Source organism: Gleimia coleocanis DSM 15436, assembly GCF_000159015.1.
Classification (GTDB): domain Bacteria; phylum Actinomycetota; class Actinomycetes; order Actinomycetales; family Actinomycetaceae; genus Gleimia; species Gleimia coleocanis.
Genome location: NZ_DS999564.1, coordinates 1 through 240, shown reverse-complemented (window position 1 = coordinate 240; position 240 = coordinate 1). Strand labels below are relative to the sequence as shown.

Below are 240 nucleotides of genomic sequence, written 5' to 3'. Positions count from 1 at the left end.
CGCCACAGGTGCGGTTGCTGGCGCCTATATCGCCGACATCACCGATGGGGAAGATCGGGCTCGCCACTTCGGGCTCATGAGCGCTTGTTTCGGCGTGGGTATGGTGGCAGGCCCCGTGGCCGGGGGACTGTTGGGCGCCATCTCCTTGCATGCACCATTCCTTGCGGCGGCGGTGCTCAACGGCCTCAACCTACTACTGGGCTGCTTCCTAATGCAGGAGTCGCATAAGGGAGAGCGTCG

1 protein-coding gene is annotated in these 240 nt (G+C 63.8%); it reads left to right on the top strand.

The genetic code is table 11. The features are described from left to right. Positions 1–240: MFS transporter (locus HMPREF0044_RS07685; RefSeq protein WP_006547570.1), on the top strand; the 240-nt coding region annotated here is incomplete at both ends.